At 59.1% G+C, this 14,638-nt stretch carries 6 protein-coding genes and 2 pseudogenes; 2 read left to right on the top strand and 6 right to left on the bottom strand.

Annotated features, from left to right (window positions below):
• Positions 1-104 precede the first annotated feature (104 nt).
• The gene (locus tag WLO32_RS00865) at positions 105-1,430 is read left to right on the top strand and encodes an MFS transporter (RefSeq protein ID WP_435946863.1); all 1,326 of its coding nucleotides are present in this window, start codon (positions 105-107) and stop codon (positions 1,428-1,430) included.
• An 88-nt stretch (positions 1,431-1,518) separates the two neighbouring features.
• Here the strand turns inward: WLO32_RS00865 and WLO32_RS00860 are convergent, their stop codons facing one another.
• Entirely contained in the window at positions 1,519-3,585 is a 2,067-nt protein-coding gene (locus tag WLO32_RS00860) for an AsmA family protein (RefSeq protein WP_435946862.1), read from the bottom strand.
• Between the two features lie 63 nt (positions 3,586-3,648).
• A complete protein-coding gene (gene pdeH, locus WLO32_RS00855; protein ID WP_435946861.1) occupies positions 3,649-4,422 on the bottom strand; it encodes a cyclic-guanylate-specific phosphodiesterase in 774 nt (257 codons plus the stop codon).
• A gap of 232 nt (positions 4,423-4,654) precedes the next feature.
• On the opposite strand from pdeH, the pseudogene WLO32_RS00850 reads away from it, so the two are divergent.
• Positions 4,655-5,588, top strand: a pseudogene (locus WLO32_RS00850) (sugar kinase).
• Between the two features lie 40 nt (positions 5,589-5,628).
• Here the strand turns inward: WLO32_RS00850 and WLO32_RS00845 are convergent.
• The 4 genes and pseudogenes from WLO32_RS00845 to bcsC all read right to left on the bottom strand — a co-directional run bounded on the left by WLO32_RS00845 (position 5,629) and on the right by bcsC (position 14,460).
• Positions 5,629-7,114 (bottom strand): annotated as a pseudogene (locus WLO32_RS00845) (M16 family metallopeptidase).
• Between the two features lie 218 nt (positions 7,115-7,332).
• Positions 7,333-8,619, bottom strand: coding sequence for a dicarboxylate/amino acid:cation symporter (locus WLO32_RS00840; protein ID WP_435946860.1), 1,287 nt, complete (start codon positions 8,617-8,619; stop codon positions 7,333-7,335).
• A 176-nt stretch (positions 8,620-8,795) separates the two neighbouring features.
• The gene (gene hmsP / locus WLO32_RS00835) at positions 8,796-10,790 is read right to left on the bottom strand and encodes a biofilm formation regulator HmsP (RefSeq protein WP_435946859.1); all 1,995 of its coding nucleotides are present in this window, start codon (positions 10,788-10,790) and stop codon (positions 8,796-8,798) included.
• A gap of 193 nt (positions 10,791-10,983) precedes the next feature.
• Positions 10,984-14,460: a cellulose synthase complex outer membrane protein BcsC gene (bcsC, locus tag WLO32_RS00830; RefSeq protein WP_435946858.1), complete on the bottom strand. Its 3,477-nt coding sequence runs from the start codon at positions 14,458-14,460 to the stop codon at positions 10,984-10,986.
• Positions 14,461-14,638 lie beyond the last annotated feature (178 nt).

The following is a 14,638-nucleotide window of genomic DNA, read 5'->3' as shown; positions in this document are numbered from 1 at the left end:
TTATTGTATAAATTTCGCCCGGATTCAGCGCGCCCCCTGCATTGAAATCAGCCTTTTGCTATGCGTAATATGGCCGTTCGTTCGCCAATAAATAAGAAAAAATTATGCAAGCATCCATTGCCACCACTATCGAGAGCGAGGCTGACGCCACGCCGGTTAACTCACGGGGAAAAGTTGTTGTTGCTTCTCTGGTCGGCACGGCCATCGAGTTCTTCGACTTTTATATCTACGCCACGGCGGCGGTGATCGTCTTCCCGCACATCTTCTTCCCGCAGGGCGATCCGACGGCCGCCACGCTACAGTCGCTGGCGACCTTCGCCATCGCCTTCGTCGCGCGCCCGATTGGCTCCGCGCTGTTTGGCCACTTTGGCGACCGCGTGGGCCGTAAAGTGACGCTTGTCGCCTCGCTGCTGACGATGGGGATTTCTACGGTGGCGATCGGCCTGCTGCCGGGCTATGAAACCATCGGCGTTGCGGCCCCTATGCTGCTGGCGCTTGCGCGTTTCGGCCAGGGTCTGGGCCTCGGCGGTGAATGGGGCGGCGCGGCGTTGCTGGCGACGGAGAACGCTCCGCCGCGCAAGCGCGCGCTGTACGGCTCCTTCCCGCAGCTGGGCGCGCCTATCGGCTTCTTTTTTGCCAACGGCACCTTCCTGCTGCTCTCCTGGCTGCTGACCGACGAACAGTTCATGTCATGGGGCTGGCGCGTGCCTTTCATCCTTTCCGCCGTGCTGGTCATCATCGGCCTGTATGTGCGCGTCTCGCTGCATGAAACGCCGGTCTTTGCCAAAATAGCCAAAGCGGGCAAACAGGTAAAAGTCCCCATGGGTACGCTTCTGACTAAACACCTGAAGGCGACTATTCTGGGCACCTTTATTATGCTGGCCACCTACACGCTGTTCTACATTATGACGGTCTATTCCATGACCTACAGTACCGCCGCCGTACCGGTCGGCCTCGGATTCTCGCGCAACGATGTGCTGTGGATGCTGATGATGGCGGTCATCGGATTTGGCGTGATGGTGCCGATCGCGGGCTATCTGGCCGACGCGTTCGGCCGCCGCAAGTGCATGATTGCCATCACCAGCCTGATGATTATCTTCGCCCTGTTCGTCTTCCAGCCGCTGCTGGGTTCCGGAAGCCCGGCGCTGGTCATGGCGTTCCTGTTGATCGGCCTGAGCCTGATGGGGCTGACCTTCGGCCCGATGGGCGCGCTGCTGCCGGAGCTGTTCCCGACGGAGGTGCGTTATACCGGCGCCTCTTTCTCTTACAACGTGGCGTCGATTCTGGGCGCGTCCGTAGCGCCCTATATCGCCACCTGGCTGCAGGCAAACTACGGACTGTTCTACGTGGGCGTGTATCTGGCCTGTATGTCGGCGCTGACGCTGATTGCGCTGCTGATGTCTAAAGAGACGCGCCACCAGTCGTTGTAAACCCTTCGGTGGATACGCTTGCGCTTGTCCACCCTTACTTTCCAGCCGTTACAGGGTGGGTGACGCTAGCGCCACCCGCTTCCTGCCATTACTTCTTCATCTGCCCCAGAATAGCGCCGCACTGATTCTGATTCCCCTCTGACGGCGAGATCAGCGCCAGCAGCGCGGCGGCAGGCGTTACCAGCGTCGCCAGCGCGGCTGCGACGGCGCCGCGGGCAATCAGCGGCCCGGCTTTCACGCCGGCATCCGGATTTTTAAAGGTGCCGCGCACGTAGAGCGGCGAACGTAAGGTGATAATACGAATGCCCTTACTTTCCGGATTGATGGTTAAATCGAGCCGTTCGCTGCCGAAATTAGTCGTGCCCGTGACGTTAATCAGGGCGTTTTCGGTATCGAAGGCGAAGATGCGCGGCGTGGCTATGCCGCCCCGTAAATCCAGGTTCGCAGCGGCGCAGTTAATCCGCACCTCATCGTCGCCAAAGATTTGTCCGACGATGTAGTTCCCCACGTTGAGGCCCACGATCTCCATCAGGTTACGGCTGATAACCCCGTCATTCATTAACAGCTTGAGGTTGCCGTCGCTGCTGCCCAGCAGCGCTGCGACCGAGTTGCCGCGTCCGCGAATATCCGCATCGCCGTTCAGCTCGCCCAGCGTTTTCTGCATCGACTCGACTTTTGGCATCAGCTGTTTTAGCTGTAAACGCCGAGCCTGAACTTCCGCCCGGCCCTGCATCGGTTTTTTATCGCCTTCCAGATGAATATTGGCGTTGATGGTGCCGCCGGCCATGCCGAATTTAAGCGGCTGCAGACGCAGGTCGGCATTGTTAAGAATCACATGGGTTGAGAGGTCGCTTAGCGGCAGCGTGCCGCTGTGTTCGATACGGCCCCCTTTAAAGCGCACGTCCGCATCCATCACGTCCCATTTATCCGTTTCGAAGCGGTCGTACGGCAGCACCTTGTCGGCAGGCTGAACCGTTTTCTCGCCTTTCTTCTCTTCGGATTTTTTGCTCTTCTCCGCGCCCTTGCCGGAGTCCACGCCGATAAGCGGCCCTAAATCCGCCAGCCGGAGCTGTTTGGACTCCATGTCCCCTTCAAGCTTGGGCCGCGGTTTGCCCTGGGTGTAGGTCAGGGAGCCGTGAATATCGCTGTCGCCGATGCGGCCGTTAAAGTTCTGATAGCGGAAGACCGAGCCTTTTTCGGTATCGATTTTCGCCAGCAGATGCCCGTCGGTTTCAAACGGCGGCGTATCCGGCAGCAGCACGCCGGTCAGCTCGTAGAGGTTGCCCAGCGAATCGCCGGAGAACTTCAGCCGCAGGTCGACGCCGCCCATTTTCATCGGGTCGTTGACGGTGCCGATCAGCGCAACGCGAGAAGTGCCGGAATGCACATCCGCCTGCACCGGGAAGGCCGTGTCTCCTTCGCTACGCAGCGCCAGCATGCCGCCGATTTTACCGGTCCCTTCGATGGGCTCGCCGTTGTAGCGCCCGTCGACCTTCAGTCCGAAGACGTAATCGCCGGCTTTCGCCGCGTCTTTTCCGGTCGGCTTGGCGCCGGAAACCTCATTAAACGGCAGCGGTTTGCCCAATGGATCGACGATGATCACCATGTCCGCTTTGGAGACTTTGTCATCGACGGAAATGCGGCCTTTATCGAACAGGATATTATCCATGCGGAAAGACCAGGCGGACGGCGGCTGTTGAGGGTCTTTGTTGTCGTCACCCGCAAGCTTAAAGGTCCAGTTGTTGTTTTTTTCGGACAGCCGAATCAGCCGCGCATCGGGCTGCACAAGCTTGATCCACGGGATATAAACGGTTTTGGTCAACAGGGCCAAAGGCGCAAGCGTGGCGTCAACGCGCGGCAGATGCACCATAGTGACTTCAGGAATATCCGGAGGATTACCGAGGATGATATCTTCGGCATGAACATGCGGCCAGGGCACCCAGCTTCGCCAGCCGGTTTCCTCTTTGTTACGTTCCCAAACCACCCCCAAATCGCCGCGTATGGCAAAGGGCCGGTTTAGCTCCGTCGAGACTTTCTGGTTGATGGTCGGCTTGAGTCGATTCCAGTCAAATGTCGCAATCACAACGATCGCCACCACAACCAACAACAATAAAATCCCCACTACCCAACTGATTATCTTGCCTGTCTTTGTCATGCCTTTCACCTACCTGAGTGGCTTCCCTTTAACTAAAGATAGTTGAGGGTCAGCAAAACGGCATCAGGGAAGACGAATCAGGACATTTTCCAGATTTTCGAACGGGACGGGGCGGGAGAGATAATAGCCCTGCGCGGCAAACGCCGGGGAGGCCTGAACGTCGCGCCATTCATCAAGCGTTTCAATGCCTTCAACGATGACGCCTTTGCAGTAGCGGTTCATCAGCTGCAGCAGGCCGGTAAACAAGGTGCGGCCCTCTTCGCTCTTGCGCAGCATGATAAACAGGTCGCGCGCGACTTTGATGTAGTCATAGCGCACTTCGCTAAGCGCCGAGAAATTCGCCATGCCGGTGCCGAAATCATCAAGCCACAGCGGGCCAAACTCCTGCAGCCGCGCAAGCGTCGCCGCCTGGGGCTGGGTAATATGCTCCACCAGCTCGAAGCGCACCCACGGGAGCCTGTCTATCAGGGTCAGGATCGGCTGATGATGCTTCATCGCCATCAGCGCAGGACCGTCCACGTTTACCGAGGCGAGAATGCCGTACTCAAGGAAAGTAGCCTGCCATTTTTCCAGCAGCCGCAGCTGCTCTTCAATCACGCTCAGCCGGCTGCGTGTGGAAATAGAAGAAAAATAGCGATCCGGAGGAATGCGCATGCCCTCCTCGCTCGGGTGGACCACAACGGTCAGCAGTTCTACCGCCATCAGCGTACCGTCGATCTTATAGATCGGCTGAAAGGTATATTGCCGCTGGCACTGCGACCAGAACCGCCTTTCGTATAAACTTTCGACACTCGCTTCAGCCGTGTTCAGCCGGTGAGTGATCTGCTTCAACTTCATCCTGCACGTCCTGTTTGACTTGATAACTCAGTGGCCAGTCGAAAGGTTATCGGCGTGGCGATTGATAACTTTATGTTCATCATTAGCGCAAAGTTATCTTTGGGTATTTCCGTCACGCCATCAATAAGCTGGCACAGCTCAAAATTTTCCGAAACGACGTTTTAAAATGTTTGACTCATTTTTAGCCGCGGCACACACTATTGGCCATTTCACTTATTCAGGTGCCTGCCTTATGCCAACCCGGAAAATTGCCGTTATCGGCGAATGCATGATTGAACTGTCGCAAAAAGGCGCGGAAGTTAGCCGCGGCTTCGGCGGCGACACGCTTAATACCTCGGTTTATATCGCCCGCCAGGTCAAGGCGAGCGAGCTTGAGGTGCACTACGTCACCGCGCTTGGCGAAGATAACTTCAGCCAGCAGATGCTTGACGCCTGGCAGCAGGAAAACGTCCACACCGCGCTCACCCAGCGTCTGGAGCACCGCCTGCCCGGCCTGTATTACATCGAAACCGACGCCAGCGGCGAACGCACCTTCTACTACTGGCGTAACGAAGCGGCGGCCCGCTTCTGGCTGGAAAGCGAGCAGGCCCGACGCGATCTGCGCCGAGCTGGCGCAGTTTGATTACCTTTATCTAAGCGGCATCAGCCTTGCCATTCTTAACCCGGCCAGCCGCGAAAAATTAATGGCGCTGCTGGGCAAAGCGCGTGCGAACGGCTGCAAGGTGATTTTCGACAATAACTACCGCCCGCGCCTGTGGGCGAGCAAAGAAGAGACGCAGAAGGTTTATCAGCAGATGCTGAGCTGCACGGATATCGCCTTCCTGACGCTGGATGACGAGGATTTGCTGTGGGGTAAGAAGCCGGTGGAAGAGGTGATTCACCGCACCCAGGCGGCGGGCGTGCGCGAAGTGGTGATTAAACGCGGCGCGGAGCCCTGCCTGGTGGCCATCGCCGGCGAAGCCTGGCTTGAGGTGCCCGCGGTGAAATTACCGAAAGAGAAAGTGATTGATACCACCGCGGCCGGCGACTCCTTCAGCGCCGGCTACCTGGCCGTACGCCTGACCGGCGGCAGCGCCGAAGCTGCGGCAAAACGCGGACACCTGACGGCAAGCACCGTGATTCAGTATCGCGGAGCCATTATTCCCCAGGCGGCGATGCCGGCTTAAGGCTTAACGCCCCTCTCACGGGAGAGGGGCGGCCGACACGTCACTGCGCAGGGGGAATATCCGACACGTCCTGCTTAGGATTATCCGCCAGCGGCGGCGTTTGCGCCGGGGCCATGACTTTCTCCCACGTCGCCTGAAGCTCCTTCATGTTGTACTCCGCCTCGCCTTTCGGCTGCAGCAGCACCAGGGTCATCTCCTGCGACAGCTGCTGGCGCAAATCCTGGTTAAGCATCGTCAGGGTCAGGTTATTCAGGAAGCTCTGGCGCAGCTTCTGATACTGCTCCGGGGCGATATCCACCACCTGGTTTTGCAGCGAGCGCATGCGCTGGCTAATCAGCACATCGGTATTGGTGCGGGCATAGGTGGCGAACAGCTTTGTCAGCTCCATGCTCTTCTGGGCGATCAGCGCGTCGAACTCTTCCTGCGACAGCCCTTTATCGCGCACGCGCACCAGCTCGCGGCCTACGGTCGCCAGGTTGCCGTTAAGCTTTTCGCCGGGCGTGTCCAGATTGATGCCGCACTGCGCGCGCTGGTAAAGCACGCGGCAGTCGAAACTCAGGTTAAGGTCTTTAGCGTTCCCTTTGCTCAGGTTCTGCTGCACGTGCCAGAACAGCGCCTCGCGGGCAAGATCGGCGCGCCAGTAGCGCTGCAGCATTGCGGAATCACGTATCGGCTGCCATGGCGTGTCCCACATTAGCGACAGGCGATCCTGACGTACGCTGTCGGTCATCAGGCTGACGGGCTCGAGCTTAAGCGGCGAGAGCGTCGGCACCGGGGCCGGGGTTTCGCGCTTGCCCTTGAGCTCGCCGAAGGTTTTATTGATCTGCTCGGCGACGCTGCGGCTGTCCACGTTGCCGACCACGATGAGGGTCATGGCGTCCGGGGTATACCATTTTTTATAGAACGCGCCGAGCTGTTCGGCATCGACCGGCTGCTTTAAGTCTTCGGCAGGATCGTGACCCAGCAGCGTCGAGCCTTTCAGACGGTAGCGCCACCAGCTGTCCTGGGTGTCCATCGGCCAGGTGGCGACCATGTCCTGCGTTTGCAAAGCGCCGTTCACCGTTTCAGGCGTGATGGCCATATTGCCGCTGCTGTCGGCAAGGAAGGTCAGCGCTTCTTTGAGCAAATCATTGCGGTTATTCGGCAGGCTGAGGTTAAACAGCGTGAAATCATAAGAGACGATAGCGGGCGGCAAAGGACGCGTCGGGTCCATGCTCTGTTGCCATAAAGATCGGGCCTGCAGCGGTTGCAGGCTGCCGTGTTGCGTCAGCGCCAGACGCGGCAAGAAGTGGCTGTAGCCGCTTTGTTGGGTACTCTCAGTCAAGGAGCCGGTATTCACCAACAGACGAATTTCTACGCGATCGCTGGGGCGCTGCGGAGTGGCGAGAACCTGCCACTGAAAACCATTTGCCAGCTGGGCCCTGCTGCCATGCCGGGTCGGGCTGTAGTGCTTCTGCCTGCACATTGCTGACGGCGGCGACCAACAGCAATCCGCCAGCTAAAAGTCGAATTTTGGTGCCCTGCATGTGAACCCCTGAGAAACATTCCTGGTTAAAAAGTATAACGGCGGCGCAGGTTTATCTTAAAAAAGCCGACGTTGGTGACGTTTCACCATTCCGTTTGACCGCATTTGCGCGAAAACGTCACGTAAAAATAAAAAAAATAGCCAAGAGCTACCGTAAACAGGGGCAATTATGCGCAGTCACCCGCAGCGAGGGCAAGTCGCCGCGGGCAATTGGCGGGATCAAGGAGAGACTTCGGTCACTTTTTTGTCGGAATGTTTGTTATCAAGGGTTTCCACGAGCTGTTTCTCATCAAGCTGCTTCACCCACTTCGCCACGACGATCGTCGCCACGCCGTTACCGACCAGGTTGGTCAGCGCGCGCGCCTCGGACATAAAGCGGTCGATGCCGAGAATCAGCGCCAGGCCCGCCACCGGCAGATGCCCGACGGCGGAAATGGTCGCGGCGAGCACGATAAATCCGCTGCCGGTCACGCCCGCGGCTCCTTTTGACGAGAGCAGCAATACCACCAGCAGGGTGATTTGATGGAAAATGTCCATGTGGCTGTTGGTCGCCTGGGCGATAAACACCGCCGCCATCGTCAGGTATATCGAGGTTCCGTCCAGGTTAAAAGAGTAGCCCGTTGGGATAACCAGCCCCACCACGGATTTGCGGCAGCCAAGCTTCTCCATTTTGTCGAGCATTCGCGGCAGCGCGGACTCGGAGGAGGAGGTGCCCAGCACGATCAGCAGCTCTTCTTTGATGTAGCGGATAAATTTAAAGATGCTAAAGCCCGTCGCCCGCGCGATGGAGCCCAGCACCAGCACCACGAACAAAATACAGGTCACATAGAAGCAGACGATCAGCTGGCCGAGCTGCACCAGCGTGCCGACGCCGTATTTGCCGATAGTAAACGCCATCGCCCCAAAGGCGCCGATTGGCGCAAGGCGCATGATCATATTGATAATGCCGAAAATGACCTGCGAGAAGCTTTCAATCACGTTGAAAATCAGCTGGCCCTTATGGCCCAGGCGGTGCAGCGCAAAGCCAAACAGCACCGCAAACAGCAGCACCTGCAAAATATTGCCGCTGGCAAAAGCGCCAATCACGCTGCCGGGGATCACGTCCAGCAGAAAATCCACCACCCCCTGCTGCTGGGCCTGTTCGGCGTAGATAGCGACGGCTTTGGCATCGAGCGTGGCCGGGTCAACGTTCATTCCCGCGCCCGGCTGCACCAGGTTCACAATCACCAGGCCGATAATCAGCGCGATGGTGCTGACCACTTCGAAATAGAGCAGCGCCACCGCGCCGGTGCGCCCCACGGCTTTCATGCTTTCCATACCCGCAATGCCGGTCACCACGGTACAGAAGATAACGGGGGCGATGATCATTTTAATAAGCTTAACGAAGGCGTCGCCAAGCGGTTTCATCTGCGCGCCCAGCTCCGGGTAAAAGTGGCCAAGCAAAATGCCTACGGCAATGGCGGTCAGCACCTGGAAATAGAGGCTTTTGAAGAGAGAGATTTTCATAGGGTGTCCTTGAGAGGAAAAATTCCGCGCCGCCGCATTAATTTGCCTTACGGCCTGCGGCTGCAAAAATAACACCCATAAAAACGGCGGGACGTGATACAGCGCTAATTTGTAAACAAAGTTGTTAAATTATTGAGCTGGCTCGCACCAGCTCAATAACATTTGCAACAAGGGCGCTACGCGGTGGGCGCGGATAAATAGCGGGCCTCAAACTCCTCAGGGGTCAGCGCCTTCGAGAACAGATAGCCCTGCGCTATGGTTACGTCTTCGGCCAGCAGCCAGTCGCGTTGCGCGGCCAGCTCCACCCCTTCAGCCACCAGCTTCAGGCCGAGCGTTTTCGCCATGGCGACAATCACGCTCACCATAGCCCCGTCTTCCGGCAGGCCCTCAACAAAGCTTTTATCAATTTTCAGCGCGTCTATCGGCAAGGATTTCATGTGGTGCAGATGCCGCAGGCTGGCATAGCCCATGCCAAAATCGTCCAGCGCGATCCTCACCCCCGCCTTACGCAGCGGACGTAAAATTTTCACCGCGGCGTCCGGGTCGTCAATACGGCGGCTTTCTGTGATTTCCAGCATCATTGAGCCGGGCTGGATGCGGTAGCGCGTAAGCATCTCCAGCAGCGAAGGAACCGTCGCCTCGTGCAGCAGCTGCAGCGCCGAAAGGTTGACGCACAGCGGCATGGCGATGCCCCGCTGTTGCCACGCTGAAAGCGTGCGGCAGGACTCTTCGAGGATCCAGTTGCCGATAGTCACCATCAGCCCGCAGGCTTCAATGCGCTCAATCAGGCCTTCCGGCAAAGCCCAGGAGCCGTCGGGCTGCTGCATGCGCAACAGCACTTCCGCGGCCACCGTTTCGCCGCTGCGCATATTTACCTGCGGCTGTAGCCAAATCGCAAACTGATGTTTTTCCAGCGAGTTCAGCAGATCCTGCTCTTGCGTCAGGCGGCGCTGCGCCTTTTCCATCTGCTCCGGATCGAAGAACTGAATCTGGTTTTTGCCGTGACGACGGGCGGAAAACGCCGCGGAGATCGCGCGGCGATAAAGCTGCTCGGCCGTCAGCCCACCGTGATACATGGCGATGCCGATGCTGGCGGTCGGCTTGAGCTGCAGCCCGTTAATCGGCAGCTTTTCATTAAGCGTCGCCATAATCTGCTGCGCCAGCGCCATGGCATGCCAGGAATCTTTTGTGCCGTGGGCGATAATGCCGAAGTCGTTGCCGCTAAGCTGCGCCAGCACCATTTTCGGCGGCAGCACGCTTTTGATTTTGCCCACCATGGTCAGCAGCAGCGTTTCGTGTTGTTCTTCATTAAACACGCCGGCGGCGTCGCTGAGGGTTTCGCTGGCGACGATCATCAGCGCGCTGTTTTCCTCGTTGGCCACCAGCTGTTCAAGCAGCGCCAGCAGCAGGGCCTTATTCGGCAGCTCCGTCACCGCGTGGCGGGTGCTCATGGCGCTCATTTCCTGATGCAGGCGCAGCGTCATTTGCTGATTGCGGTTGTAGCTGCGCACCAGAATGCCGATTTCATCATCATGATGCAGCGGCGGCAGCCTGAGCTGATGCGCGCCGGCATCCTGCGGGCTCAGGTCATCGAGCTCCCGGGCGATCTTACGCAGCGGATGGATAATCAGGCGGTTAATCGACCAGCTGATCGCCACGGATAAAATCAGCGCCAGCAGCAGATAGGTAGTCAGCAAGGTGGAAATGGTGCTGATAATAAATTTGTACATCCGCCAGGAGTCCGCCTGCAGAACCAGATAGGCCAGCGGCTGCGGGTTCGCCGGGCGTTCCAGCGAATAAAGCGGCAGGGAAATTTGCACCGGAAGCTCAAACAGACGCGCGATCCACACCGGGATGGGACGTTCCGGGGCGAAGCTCTTGCGCAGGGCCTGGAACTGGTTAGGCAGCACGACGTCCGCGCGGCTGATGATACCGGAAGGTTGAATCTGGGTAAGAATCGTCTCCGCCTGAGGAATATCGGCTTTGAGGATAGCCTCGGACAGGGGCAGACGCACCGAATGGGCGATTTTTTCCATCTGGCTTGCGGTGTCGTAGCGGCTTTGCTGCACAAAATGGAACAGCTGCACGACGATAAAAATGAAAATAAACACCACGGCCACGGCTGACACCATCGCCATTTGTTTAATCGTTAAGGAGCGACTGACTCGCAAGCTTACTCTCCGCTGTTTCTCTATCCGCCTGGGCATATTCTTATGCGGCCTGAGTATACTGCATTGCGCGCGTTTTTAGGCGGTAATGCGGGGGAGAATAGGGAAAATCTGTTTGCACAATGGGCGGCAGAGTTCAGGCCGGCCGCTCCCGCCCCGATCCTCCTCGCGGGAGGGCCAGGGAAAGAGGCGGACATCAGAAATCAGCGTAAGGCACCAGAGGCTGCGGCGGCATATCCATATCGCCCTGCCAGCCCGCCTGCGAGTAGCGTACGAAAATCAGCGCGTGGCTTGGGGTATAGTCTTTCGCCTCCTGAATATCTACGCCTGCCCCAATCGACCAGTTGGACGTTATTCTACGCTCCACCAGCGCGCGGGCGGTGTAGCCAAAACCATGACTGCTGCCGCCGCCTGACGGATCGTCGCGGTCCGGATAATCCGCAGTATTCGGCACCAGGCTGGAAAGCGGGTAGCGCTTACCGGCGTCAGATTTTGAGCGTGACCAGGAGCCTGAACCACCCAGCTCCCATGACCAGTTTTCGCTGCGCTGACGCCAGATAAGCGGAATGGCGAACGAAACGTACTGCTGCGGGCTGTAATAGCCGCCCTGGCCGAGGAAATAGTCGCTCAGGTCTTTATCGTAGTGCCAGAGCATATTGGTCAGGCCGAGGGTCAGACGACGGTTGTTTTCGTTGATAAGCTTGTAGTAGTAGCCGGTCATAAAACGCACGCGCCAGTTGTCTGCGACGTTTTTACCGGTCAGCGTATCGCCGCTCAGGCTTGCCCAAACGCCGTTCGCCTCGCCTTTGTCATAGCTGGTACTCACGCCCACGCCCGTGGCGCGCACGCCGCCCCACACCGTATGGGTATCAGGATCGCGCTGGCCGGCAAACGACAGCATAGAGCTGGAGACCGGGCGACGATGAGCATTAAGCGTATAGCCCATCGGCCCGATGTCATCGCTGTAGCTCACGCCGCCGACCACGTCCACCACGTCAAAACCAAGCGGCGTGGTGCCGACGTCCGTTTCCCAGGCCGCGTTTTTCCAGCCCACGGCAAGGCTTGCGCCGTTGGCCCGCTGGTGATTGCTGCCGGTACAGGTGTTTTCGGCGCAGGTGCCCCAGCGCTCGTTGTAGCCGCCGTCGCCGGTATTGCTAAACGTCCCGGCGTCCATCCCAACCACGTCGGTGCGGAACCACATGCGTCCGTCGCTCAGCGGCGCGTCCACCTGAAGCATGGTGGTGTGGGCCTGCAAATCGGAATAGCCCGGCGTGCCGCTTGAGCCCCAGTAATCATGGTCGAGCGTGACGTTAACATCCTGCTGGCGATAAAGATCCGCCGCATCGCTGCGCACGCCGCGCTTAAGCCAGTCATCTTTGGCATCGTTGCGCGTCAGCCGCGTAAAGGCGTCGTTATCCATCGGGCGTTTATCGGTGACGCCGGAAGAAACCATCGCATCTTTGTAGGTTTCCAGCGCCCGCTGCGGCTGATGGCTTTCAGCCTCGAAGCGCGCCGCGTCCCGCAGCACCAGCGCGCTTTCCATGGACGGCGGCTGGCTTTTCGCCGCGGGAGTAATACGGGCGAAAACCTGCTCCGCCTGGGCTTTATCACCCAGCGCTGACCGGGCGTTAGCAATACGGCGTTCGGTATTCACCGACGGCGGTTCGGCGGCCGCAACCTGCTGCATCTGCGCTAATTGCTCACGGGCCTGGGCTTTGTCATGCTGGGCGATATAGACCTCCGCCAGCCCCAGGCGCGCATCGGCATTCTTAGGATCGCGTGCAAGCACCTGCTGATACTGCGCCACCGCGGCGCGGTTATCCCCGCGCTGCGTCACCCAGTCTGCGAGCGTCAGATTGACACGGTCTGAAGGCGGCTGCTGTTTGAGCAGCGCGACGGCCTCGGCTTCGTTGCCGCCGTCGCGCAGGCGGTTCGCCGTTGCCATTACGCGATTGCTTTGCAGTCGGGCGGCCAGCCCGCTGATATTGTCATTCCACTGGCTGCGCGGCAGCGTATTGAGGTGGGCCAGCGCCGCTTCGTCCCGATTATTGCCCGACAGGTACAGGCCACTGGCATAAACCTGTTCCGGGTCTGCCGGACGACGGCGCGCCAGCCCGTTCATCAGCGCATCCGCTTCGCTGCGTTTGCCCGCCGCATACAAATCCTTGCCCAGACGCCAGGTTATCCACACGCTGTCCGGATCCAGCTTCAGGCGCTGGCGCTGCACTTCTGCGGCCCGCGCCCACTGCCCCTGGCTTTCCAGCGCCGTGGCCTGCTGCTCCAGGCGATCGCCTTCCAGGCTGCGCTGGATATCGTCAATGCTGCGCCGCTGGCCGGCTGAAAGGCTCTGAATAAAGGCCTCTGCCCTCTCGGGAGACTGACGGCGATAAATATTAGCCAGGCCGCGCACCGCGTTACTGTTGCCGCGATCCATGCGCAGCGCCTGCTGATAAAAACGCTCGGCGGCCGCGTCGTCTTTGCGCGCCGCGGCCACATCGCCGAGGCCGAGCACCGCATAGCTGTCGGCGCTATCGACGCTGCGCGCCTGCTGATATTTTTGCTGCGCGCCAGCCGGATTACCGGCTTTTAGCCGCGCGTCGCCCTGCTCAATCAGTAACCAGTAGCGGTTGGTTTGCAGCAGGCTGTCCCATTTGCCGCGGTTATCGCTGTTCGGATCCATGCGGATAGCTTTCTCAAACTGCTGCACGGCTCGCGCCCGGTTACCCTGCTGAGAATATGCCTGACCTAAAGCCCCCACGGCTTCGCTGTCGTTATGGTTGGCCGCGACCGCTTCCTGCAGCTGCGGCACCGCTTTGGCTCCGCTGCCGCTGCTGACATCCGCCAGCCCCTGAGCGCGGGCCTTAAACGCCGGGTCCGCCAGCTGCTTTTGCTGCCCGGCAAGCTTAGCTCGCGCGGCATCGACGGTATCGCCCTCGCTGAAGGTGGCGAGGAATTTTTGCAGCGCGAGAACGCTTGCCTCGCTGACCGGCATATTGCTGATTTGGTCATACCAAATCGTCGCGGCGTCGCTGCGGCTGCCGCTCGATTCCGCCATCTGCGCCAGCACCTCAAACCCTTCGCTGCTGCGCCCGCTGGCGAACATCAGCCGCGCAAGACTGGCGCGCAGCTCTCCGTTGCCCGGGTTAGCCGCGTTCAACGCCTTGAGTTTGTCGATGGCCTGCGGGCGCCAGGCGGGATCTTTTGCCATCAGCGTCCAGTATTCCACCGCCAGATCGCCCGCCGGAGGATTGCCGTTGAAGATTTTCCGGTAGGCCGCGGCGGCTTCCTGAGTATGGCCGGTGGTGGCCAGCAGGCGGGCCTGCTGGAGCTGCTGGCGACCTTCCGGCGTGGACAACATCATGGCGGTTTGCGACTGCTGATACGCCGCTGAAGAAGGCGCCAGCCGGGAGAGGCGGTCGAGCTGCTTTTGCGCCCCGGCGTTGTCGCCCTGGCGCAGCAAATAGCGCATCCGCGCGGCAATCACCTGCGGGTTATTCGGGTCCATTAACTCCAGGCGATAAAGGGACTGGCGAACCAAATCCTCACGCTTGCTGGCTTCGCCCAGCCGTACCTGCTCCAGCAGCTGTTGCTGCGGCGTCAGGGCGGCAACCGCCAAAGGCATAAGCACGAGGCCCAGCGATAAGATAATAATATTTATTGAGAATTTTCGCATACCTGACCCCGGTTCGGGATTAACTCACCCCAAGCGTTAAAACGAAAACGTTGCTGGTCCCATCCCTGGACCAAAAGCGTTAAGACATAGCTGTAACGGCGTCATTTTGCGGAGGATTAACCAGCACCCGCTGGCGCGCGCCCGTCTCGATAAAGACCTGTTCTGGCGGCGGTCCGTA

This window comes from Dryocola mayonis (assembly GCF_051307045.1).
Taxonomy (GTDB): Bacteria; Pseudomonadota; Gammaproteobacteria; order Enterobacterales; family Enterobacteriaceae; genus Dryocola.
The sequence above is the reverse complement of the archived record's forward strand: the minus strand, read 5'-3'. Positions and strand labels throughout refer to the sequence as shown.

Excerpts from the sequence above, each read along its gene's own strand:
- WLO32_RS00865 (WP_435946863.1), top strand. The coding sequence starts at position 105 with ATGCAAGCATCCATTGCCACCACTATCGAGAGCGAGGCTGACGCCACG.
- WLO32_RS00860 (WP_435946862.1), bottom strand. The coding sequence starts at position 3,585 with ATGACAAAGACAGGCAAGATAATCAGTTGGGTAGTGGGGATTTTATTG.
- pdeH (WP_435946861.1), bottom strand. The coding sequence starts at position 4,422 with ATGAAGTTGAAGCAGATCACTCACCGGCTGAACACGGCTGAAGCGAGT.
- WLO32_RS00840 (WP_435946860.1), bottom strand. The coding sequence starts at position 8,619 with ATGAAAATCTCTCTCTTCAAAAGCCTCTATTTCCAGGTGCTGACCGCC.
- bcsC (WP_435946858.1), bottom strand. The coding sequence starts at position 14,460 with ATGCGAAAATTCTCAATAAATATTATTATCTTATCGCTGGGCCTCGTG.